The organism is Hallerella porci (genome assembly GCF_003148885.1).
GTDB classification, from domain to species: domain Bacteria; phylum Fibrobacterota; class Fibrobacteria; order Fibrobacterales; family Fibrobacteraceae; genus Hallerella; species Hallerella porci.
Genome location: NZ_QGHD01000032.1, coordinates 19,477 through 28,463, shown reverse-complemented (window position 1 = coordinate 28,463; position 8,987 = coordinate 19,477). Strand labels below are relative to the sequence as shown.

Genomic DNA, 8,987 nt, shown 5'->3' with positions numbered 1-8,987 from the left:
TGTCGATGTAAAGATAGCCTACGAATGGGAATCGGAATCGAGAGAATCATCTAGCAAGGCTGCCTAAATGCTACCACACATATTGATGATGCCTCATTTTTATTTTTGTTAATTTGTTCTTCAAATGAAATAAATTTTCCGACATCAAATCCATTTTTGTACAAAAGTAAAAGCGACAATAATCTTGAAATTCTTCCATTGCCATCTTTAAAAGGATGAATGCACAAAAAGTCTAAAATCACGCAAGGAATTAAAAGCAGCTGATTGATATTTGAATTCGATGAAGCTTCCATATACGCCAAAAAAAGTTGTTTCATCGCTTTTTTTGTTTCACTAGCATAAACAGGAGCAAAACGAATTTTGCGATTTCCTAAAGAATCAATTTCTAAAATTAAGTTGTCGTCTTTTTTATAAATTCCTGCAAATTCAGAATTTGTATAAGACATTAAAGTTTTATGAAATGAAAGAATTGTTTCTTCATTGAATTTTAAATTTTGAAAATTGGCGTGAATTGCATTTAAAACATCGCGATAGCCCGAAATCTCTTGCTCATTATGATTTAAAGGGCGACTATTTTGAGAAACAATTTGCGCAATTCGTTCATCGCTTGTAACAATTCCTTCCATTTCATTCGAGCTTTTAACCGATTGAATTTTAGCAACATTTTCTAACTCAGTAAAAATCGTTGCATAATCTGCTTTTCGAAATTCAGCAGCGGTTTTCAACGATGAAATAGAAAAGCTGATGTTTACCAATTCAGCCGGAAGAAGTCCATTCTCCAAAAAAGAATAATCATATTTATGCATAAAAATTCGCCTTTTATATGCAGATTAGTTGCCATTTCTGCATATAAATATATAAAAATTATGCAAAAACCTCTTCTTTCTGCATCATTCTATTCAAATTGCACTTGCGTCGGGCCGTTTAATCCTTGTTGACTTTTACGCATGTATAATTTTCCGGTGGAATCATAATAAAGCTGTTCGCCAAAAGGTTCGTCGTCTTTGTAAAAAAGGCTGTCTTTCAATTTTCCGTTGGCGTACCAATTTCGCCAAAATCCATTGCGCTTTCCATTTTTAAAATTGCCTTCGGTCGCTAAGCGATTGCCTTTTGCGTAGCGCGCAATCAATTTGACTTTTTCATCGTTTTGCCAAATTTCTTCGAATTTTAATTTGCGCTCAGGAAGAGTGTAATGCAGCGTATCTTGAATTCGATTGTTGACAAAAGTTGTCTCCGCATCAATTCCTTGATTTCCTAATTCTCCGTAAGCGATGCCGTTTCCATTTTTGAAAATACTTGTTTTTTCAACGCTTCCATCTTTTGCATAATAAGTCCAAAGCGATTCGCGAATTCCTAAATGATAAAAAGACTTGCGCCATAATTCACCGCTTGCGCGGAAAAGTTCTGCGGAACCTTCGAGAGTTCCATCGCGATAATGCGAAACCGATTCCAATGCGCCGCCGGGATAATATTTTTTTTGTTCGCCGTGTAAAATTCCATGGCGACAATTTTCTTCAAATTCTTTTTTCCCGTTTTCCCCAAAAATTTCGCGCGTTCCTTTTTCTGTATTTTTAAAACACGAACTTTTTTCTTTGAGATTTCCCGATGCATAAAATTCTGTCCAAATTCCTGCGGGCTCATCGTTTTTGAATTCATGTTCCCAAGCAATTTTTCCATCGTGAAAAAATCCTTTCCAGATTCCTTCCTTTTTTCCGTTTTCATAATTGCCACGCGAAAGAACTTTTCCATCGGTGAACCATTCTGTCCATTCGCCTTCGCGTAAACCGTTTTTGTAAATTCCCGATTCGGCTAAGTCGCCGTGAGAAGTCCACCGTTTAAATTCTCCGTGCGGTTTTTCATTTTTATAAGCGACTTGAGTTTTGCGAATGCCGTTGTAATGTTTCGTTTCGCGGATGTCTGCTTCGCCGCAACCGATGAAAAAGGCCATAGCAAGGGCAAAAAATGGGATATTTTGAAATTTCAGCATATCTACAACTTAGAAAAAAGGTAATTTCAAAACATGGCTGGAGATAAATTCCATTCGATCGGCGAAATTTTACGAAGCCGAATCAATACGCCTCTTGTTTGGGGCATTTTGCTGTTAACTCTTGCGTTAACAGTGTTGTTTTATTTTTCGCAAAAACAGCAACAAGAAGTTTATAATCGCTACATCGAAACTCTTTCGGATTACAAATTTTTTGCGTCGCGAATTATGCAAAAAATGGAACGCGTTCGCATCGCTCCCGAAACGGATCCGGCGCCGTTAATGTCTTCGTTGCGCGGTTTGCGAGAAACGGCGGTTTCTGTTTATGCGGCTTCGGAAAATGCGCGCTCGGTAACGTGGATGCCCGAAGAACGCGAATTTGAACGCTTTGAAAATGCAGCTATCGGTTGGGTCGCTTCGGTCAATCGTTATATTCCGCAGAGAGTGGAATGGTTGGACAGCGCAGGAATTCTTTTAAAAACATTAAATCGTTGGAATGTCATTTTCGCAGAACCTTTGGTCACGCAAATCGATTCGGCAAGAATGGGTTTTGCCGTCGTTCCCGATTCTTTGCAAATGAAAAAATTGCCCGATTCTTTGCGAATCCGCTTCATAAAACTTTTAGAAAAAAATGCCGAGATGACGGCACTTTGGAATCGCATCGATTCCGATGAATCTTTAGTGCGCTGCGACAATTTATTGCAGGCTTTTAAAATGCAATCGCTGCAAAATCGCGAAATGAAATTTTGGATTCAGCAAGTCTTCTATTTAATTTCGATTGTGCTTTTGCTGTTCACCCTTTTCTTTGTTGTCCGTTCGAGGAAATAATGACGCATTCGATTCGCATTCTTTTTCTTGCGCTCGCAGCTTTTTTCTGTTTCTTGGCGTCGTATCTTTTTGTGCAAACATTTCCGTTTTACAAATCGATTGGCGGCGATGAAGATATTTTCTACGGAAAAATTTCTTCGGTTTCTCTCGTCCGCGGATGGAGCGGTTCTCACGTTCCCCTTTTGGACAAAACATTTTTCAATTTGAACGGCGATAAGAATGCCGTTTTTATGCTCGCCTTGCCCGGGAGCGAAGAAAATCTTTTAAAACAATGGATTACGTTTTGGTCGGAAACAGGAATGCCTGCGCCGATTGAAGTCCGCGGCGTTCGCATCTCGGATTCCGAATGGGTGGTGACCGGAATTGCTGGAAACGACGGTACGCTCGCTTCCGAAGAAATTCGCGATTTTCATTTGCGTTCTCTTTTTTGGGCGGCGATTTTTGACTGCGGCCTTTTATTCCTTGCTTTTTTAGCGCTGCGCCGCGCATTGCGCCATAGACGATAAAACGATGAAAATTTTTTGCATTCTTCTTTTTTTCGTGGCGACAATTTTTGCAAAACAATCACCGCAGTTGCCGAAATTTTCTGCGGATTCCATTCTCATTGCCGTGAAAAATTTTCAAAGCCCCGCCGCCGTTTTTCATTTGAAAAAAGTAAGACAGCCGAAAGTTTATGTTTGGTTTCACGGGGGAATGCAAAGTGCGAAATGCGCAAAAGGTTATGAAGCCGCAAACGCGCTCGTTCCCTTTTTAGAAAAATCAAAATCAGAAGCGATTGCGATTAGCGTTTCTGCGTGCAAAGAAAATCATTGGCTTTCGAATAATGCGCTTTTGGCCGTCGATAAAATGTTGGATTCGGTAGAAATGCGTTTTCACATTCGCATCGATTCGGTTTCACTTGTCGGCGTTTCGGACGGCGGACTCGGTATTGCAGGCTACACGCTTTATGGCAAGCGTTCCATTCGTTCAAGGCTTCTCGTGAGCACGAATTTGTCTGCGGTGGCGGACGCCAAAAATTTAGCGCAAGATCCAAAAATTCGTCAAGGCGCGTGGACATTTTTGCAAGGCGGTTCCGATAGACTTTATCCGCGAAATCAAACTCTTCCTTGGATGGAAAAATTTTGTGCAGCGCTTGGCGTCAAAAAATGCCGTATTCATTTTGACGAAAACGGTGAACACGATTGGTCATGGTGGACGACTCATCGCGCCGAGTGGATCCAAGAGTTTATCCCTTGACAAAGTCTGCGTAATTTTTTAAAATTGCCCACACACACTTGCGGGTGTGGCGGAATTGGTATACGCGCTAGATTCAGGTTCTAGTGTTCGCAAGGACATGAAGGTTCAAGTCCTTTCACCCGCATAAGTCTCGTTCTTAGAACGGGACTTTTTTATTGGAGTTTTTTCTCCGCGTGCGTAACGGAGTTTGAATTTTTCTAATTTTTGATTACTATGAACGAAAGCATTTCCCAAGTCCGTGAACAGTTTGAAGCGGAACTCGCCCAAACCGATTTGAATTCGAAAGAAGCTGTTGATGCGCTTCGCGTCAAATGGCTCGGTAAAAAAGGCCAAATCACCGGGATGATGAAACAGATGGCGACTCTCCCCGCCGAAGAACGTCCCGCATTCGGAAAACTCGTGAACGATTTGAAGCAAACCGTTTCCGAAAAAATTGATAAAGCGCTCGAAGAAGCAAAGAAAAAAGCGCTCGCTGCCGAATTGGAAAAAGGTTGGACAGACATTAGCCTTCCGGGAAATGGAATTCCTGCGGGTTCAACGCATCCCGTTTACGATGTCCGCGAAGAAATTATCGACTTCTTTAGTCAGATGGGATTTGCCGTAGATTCTGGCCGCGATATTGAAACCGATTGGTATAACTTTGAAGCGTTGAATACGCCGCCGGATCATCCGAGCCGCGACATGCAAGATACATTCTACTTGGGCGATAAGGTGATGCTTCGGACGCAAACTTCGGACACACAAATTCACTACATGGAAACGCACAAGCCGCCTTTCCGGATGATCGCTCCGGGTCACGTTTTCCGCGTGGACAACGATGCCACTCACGCGCCGATGTTCCAACAATGCGAAGGTCTTGTCGTCGATGAAACGATTACTTTTGCTCAGCTCAAAGGCGTTCTGCAAATTTTTATGAATAAACTTTTTGGCGAAGGCGTGAAGACGCGTTTCCGTCCAAGTTTTTTCCCGTTTACGGAACCGTCTGCCGAAATGGATGTGAGCTGCGTTTTCTGCGGCGGCAAAGGCTGCAAGCGCTGCAAAGGAACCGGCTGGATGGAAATCGGCGGCTGCGGTTCTGTCGATCCGAATGTCTTTAAGAATTGCGGAATTGATCCCGAAAAATATACGGGCTTTGCTTTTGGTTTTGGATTGGATCGCATCGCGATGTTGCGCCACGCCATTCCCGAAATCGGGCTCATCACTTCGAACGATCAGCGTTTCCTTTCTCAATTCTAAGAGAAAATTTTTTCAAAAAAGACTCTCGCAAGAGAGTCTTTTTCATTTTAAAAAAGTTCAATTTTCATTTTAAAACGAGCAAAGCCTCCCAATTCGGGAGGCTGTGTGTTAGAGAGGTTTTACGGCAAACAAGCATTGCCCCGAGCGCACTTCGGTAGAAACTTTTGCAAAGATTTGCGTGACAAGAACATCTTCGTCTGCGACGACGGGGATTTCTGTTTTCATGCTTTCTAAGATGGCAAGAGTTTCACCGGCTTTCACTTTTGTATTTGGCTTATCGATGACGAGTTTCCAAAGGCTTCCCGAAACTGGCGAGTAAATGCCCTCTTCGTTTTCGGCCAAAGTGATTTCGGCAACGGGAGCCGATTCGGCGCTGTGACTTTCAAAAGTGAATTGACCGTTTTGAATCCAACGATTTTTTTCATCTTCAAAAGCTTGCTTGCGCTTGGTTTCAAATGCTTGAATTGAGTCTTCATTTTCTTTCAAGAATTTTTCGTATTCTTGAATGTCAAATTCGCTTTCTTCAATTTTTACGTGGAATTTTCCAGCGATAAAATCTTTGCGCATTTGCAAAAGTTCATCGGCAGAAACTTCGTAATAACGCACGCGATCAAAGAAGCGAAGCAAATACGGCAAAGTAAAATCGGATGTTTTGTTAAAGCGATTCCACATTTGCACGGTGCGTCCGACGAATTGATAACCGCCCGGACCTTCCATGCCATAGACGCACATATAAGCGCCGCCAATGCCTACAGCGTTTTCGGGCGTCCACGTTCTCGCAGGATTATACTTTGTCGTGACAAGTCTGTGCCTTGGATCAAGCGGCGTTGCGACTGGAGCTCCCAAGTAAACATCGCCAAGTCCCATCACCAAATAATCGGCGTCAAAGACAATGCGTTTTACATCGTCAATAGAATCGAGCCCGTTTACGCGGCGGATAAATTCAATGTTATTGGGGCAGCACCAAGGAGCGCCTGGACGAACTGTCGTCACATACTTTTGAATCGCAAGTCTTGTTTGCGGATCGTCCCACGAAAGCGGCAAATGAATTGTGCGCGTTTTCACTTTGGTGACTTTGTTCTTCTTTAAATGCTCAGACATTTCTTTTAATTTTTTGAGCATTTCACCTTGGCGAATTTTTTTGATGTCGTAGTGAATTTGTACAGAACGAATTCCTGGTGTGACATCGATGACGAATTCTTTTAATTGCTCTTTGATTAAAAGCATCCAAGAATGCGCAGTAAAACGAAGCCTTAAATCGATTTGATTCGGGCCAAATTCAAGCAGCACATAATCATCGCCATCGGCGCGCACGACGACATGTTCCATTTCATTTTCTTTGTGGAACTCTGCGATAATCGGCGTTGTCAATTCACAAGATTTTAATTCGGGAATTTTTGCTTTTGCATTGGCAATGTTCGATAAATTTTCTTCTCGAGCAAGGCGAATGTCTTCGGCAAGTTCTGCGGTAATCGGAACAAAGTGAACTTTATCGCCGCTCTTTAATTGTCCCATTTTCCAAAGTTCTGCGGAAACAATTGTTGCGGGGCAAGCAAAGCCGCCGAGACTTGGGCCATCGACGCCTAAGATAATCGGCATGTCGCCTGTAAAATCAAGAGTTCCCACTGCGTAGGCGTTGTCGTGCAAATTCGACGGATGTAATCCCGCTTCGCCACCGTCTGCGCGAACCCATTTTGGTTGCGGTCCAATCAAACGAATTCCTGTTCTCGAAGAATTGTAATGCACTTCCCAAGTGGCATTAAAAAATTCTTGAATGTCTTCGTTTGTCAAATAATCGGGAGCGCCGTGCGGGCCATAAATTACACCGATTTTCCATTCGCTTGAAATTTCAGGCAAAGCATTTTCATTGGGAATTTGAGTTTCACCGTCGATTTCATTTGCGATGTGCAAAATATCCCCTGCGGATAAAGCGCGTCCGCCGTGACCGCCAAAGCCGCCCAAAGTAAAGGTCGATTTAGAGCCTAAATATTCTGGCACATCAATGCCGCCGCGAATCGCTAAATAAGCGCGATCGCCGAGTTTTGAAATGCCAAATTTTAAAACATCGCCATCAGAAATTTTTACGGGAGTATTCTTCGGGCAAATTTCGCCATTTAATTTTGCGGGGAAATTTCCACCGGTCCAAGCAATCACCGTACTTGTGTGAAAGCAAATGGAACATCCCGAAAGTGTCATTTCAATTCCGGCTGCACATTCTTTGTTTCCGACAATTTTATTGGCTAAGCGGAAACTGTAATTGTCCATCGGCCCTGAAGGCGGAATGCCTACGTCCCAATAATTTAAGCGGCCAGGATAATCTTGCACAGTCGTTTGTAAACCGGGCGCTAAAATTTCAAAGGTTTTATTTTCGTATTTGTAATCGTTTAAAATCCAAGTGGAAACTTTTCCCGAAACAAAATCATCCATGCAAAGCACATCTTGCAAAAGTTTGATGTTCGTTTCAAAGCCACAAAGTTTTACTTCGGATAAAGCTTTCTTTGCTTTTTCAATGTTGTCAATTCTGTCATCGCCTTTGACAATCACTTTGGCGAGTAACGGATCATAAAACGCCGAAACATTTGTGCCGCGACTCACCCAAGTATCGGTGCGCACGTTTTCTGGAAATTTCACTTCGGTTAAAAGGCCGCTGGATGGGCGATAATTTTTCCCAGGGTCTTCGGCGTACACACGAAATTCCATCGCGTGACCTTGCGGCGTAAATTTTTCGCCGATAGTAAACGGGCAAATTCCTGCGGCAAGTTCAATCATCCAACGCACTAAATCCACATGGAAAACGGTTTCGGTAATGCCGTGTTCCACTTGTAAACGCGTGTTCACTTCCAAGAAATAGAACTTGTCATCTTTTGCATCGTAAATAAATTCAACGGTTCCCGCCGAGCGATATTTGACGCCTTCGGCTAAACGCTTTGCAGCTTCGTGTAATTTTTTGCGCGTTTCTTCGGGCAAGTTGGGCGCAGGAGTTTCTTCAATCACTTTTTGATTTCTGCGTTGAACAGAACAATCTCTTTCACCCAAAACGACAGCGTGTCCATTGCCATCGCCAAAGATTTGCACTTCAACATGGCGGCCACGCTCCACATATTTTTCAACAAACAATCCCGAATTTTTAAAATTGTTTTCGCTTAAGCGTTTAATGCGATCGTAACTTTCGCGAAGTTCATTTTCGCTATGACAAATGCACATACCAATGCCGCCACCGCCTGCGGTACTTTTCAGCATAACAGGATAGCCAATTTTTTTAGAACAAGCGCAAGCTTCTTCAACATCTTTGAGCAAAGAACTTCCCGGAACAAGAGGCACATTAAATTCTGCGGCGAGCTCTTTGCTTCTATGCTTCAAACCAAAATCAACAAGTTGCTTTGGCGTAGGCCCGATAAACGCGACTCCATTTTCTTCGAGAGTTTTTGCAAAGTCTGCGTTTTCACTTAAAAATCCATAGCCCGGATGCACCGCTTCGGCGCCCGTTTTTTTGATGGCGTCTAAAATGGCATTCACATTTAAGTAAGAATCTTTTGCAAGAGAAGTTCCTACGCGAACAGCTTCGTCCGCCATTAAAACGTGAGCCGCAGTTTCATCGGGGTCAGAATAAATCGCAACGGATTTAACTCCCATTTCTTTTAAGCTGCGAATAATGCGACACGCAATTTCGCCGCGGTTTGCAATTAAAACTTTCTTAAACATT

Annotated in this window: 7 protein-coding genes and 1 tRNA gene; 5 read left to right on the top strand and 3 right to left on the bottom strand. The window is 42.8% G+C overall.

From position 1 onward, the window contains the following. Positions 1–50 precede the first annotated feature (50 nt). The gene (locus tag B0H50_RS11435; protein WP_109587766.1) at positions 51–806 is read right to left on the bottom strand and encodes a Fic family protein; all 756 of its coding nucleotides are present in this window, start codon (positions 804–806) and stop codon (positions 51–53) included. A gap of 89 nt (positions 807–895) precedes the next feature. Beyond that, entirely contained in the window at positions 896–1,948 is a 1,053-nt protein-coding gene (locus tag B0H50_RS11430; protein ID WP_158275919.1) for a toxin-antitoxin system YwqK family antitoxin, read from the bottom strand. Between the two features lie 72 nt (positions 1,949–2,020). Between B0H50_RS11430 and B0H50_RS11425 the strand changes: the two genes are divergently transcribed. The 5 genes from B0H50_RS11425 to pheS all read left to right on the top strand — a co-directional run bounded on the left by B0H50_RS11425 (position 2,021) and on the right by pheS (position 5,284). After that, positions 2,021–2,812 carry a hypothetical protein gene (locus tag B0H50_RS11425; RefSeq protein WP_106198446.1) on the top strand — a complete coding sequence of 264 codons (792 nt, stop codon included), beginning with the start codon at positions 2,021–2,023 and terminating at the stop codon, positions 2,810–2,812. Further along, positions 2,812–3,318 (top strand): hypothetical protein, encoded by a 507-nt coding sequence (locus B0H50_RS11420; RefSeq protein WP_106198447.1) that lies wholly within the window; start codon positions 2,812–2,814, stop codon positions 3,316–3,318. Before B0H50_RS11425 ends, B0H50_RS11420 begins: the two co-directional genes overlap by 1 nt. Before the next feature lie 34 nt (positions 3,319–3,352). After that, positions 3,353–4,048: a hypothetical protein gene (locus B0H50_RS11415; protein ID WP_146193750.1), complete on the top strand. Its 696-nt coding sequence runs from the start codon at positions 3,353–3,355 to the stop codon at positions 4,046–4,048. 40 nt (positions 4,049–4,088) lie between these two features. Continuing rightward, positions 4,089–4,172, top strand: a tRNA-Leu gene (locus tag B0H50_RS11410). 89 nt (positions 4,173–4,261) lie between these two features. Further along, a complete protein-coding gene (pheS, locus tag B0H50_RS11405; protein ID WP_109587763.1) occupies positions 4,262–5,284 on the top strand; it encodes a phenylalanine--tRNA ligase subunit alpha in 1,023 nt (340 codons plus the stop codon). Positions 5,285–5,392: 108 nt separating this feature from the next. On the opposite strand, the gene uca is transcribed toward pheS, so the two are convergent. Continuing rightward, the gene (gene uca / locus B0H50_RS11400) at positions 5,393–8,986 is read right to left on the bottom strand and encodes an urea carboxylase (protein WP_109587762.1); all 3,594 of its coding nucleotides are present in this window, start codon (positions 8,984–8,986) and stop codon (positions 5,393–5,395) included. Between the last annotated feature and the right edge of the window lies 1 nt (position 8,987).

Coding starts and splice junctions, on each gene's coding strand:
- B0H50_RS11425 (WP_106198446.1), top strand. CDS start 2,021: ATGGCTGGAGATAAATTCCATTCGATCGGCGAAATTTTACGAAGCCGA.
- B0H50_RS11420 (WP_106198447.1), top strand. CDS start 2,812: ATGACGCATTCGATTCGCATTCTTTTTCTTGCGCTCGCAGCTTTTTTC.
- pheS (WP_109587763.1), top strand. CDS start 4,262: ATGAACGAAAGCATTTCCCAAGTCCGTGAACAGTTTGAAGCGGAACTC.
- B0H50_RS11435 (WP_109587766.1), bottom strand. CDS start 806: ATGCATAAATATGATTATTCTTTTTTGGAGAATGGACTTCTTCCGGCT.
- uca (WP_109587762.1), bottom strand. CDS start 8,986: ATGTTTAAGAAAGTTTTAATTGCAAACCGCGGCGAAATTGCGTGTCGC.
- B0H50_RS11430 (WP_158275919.1), bottom strand. CDS start 1,948: ATGGCCTTTTTCATCGGTTGCGGCGAAGCAGACATCCGCGAAACGAAA.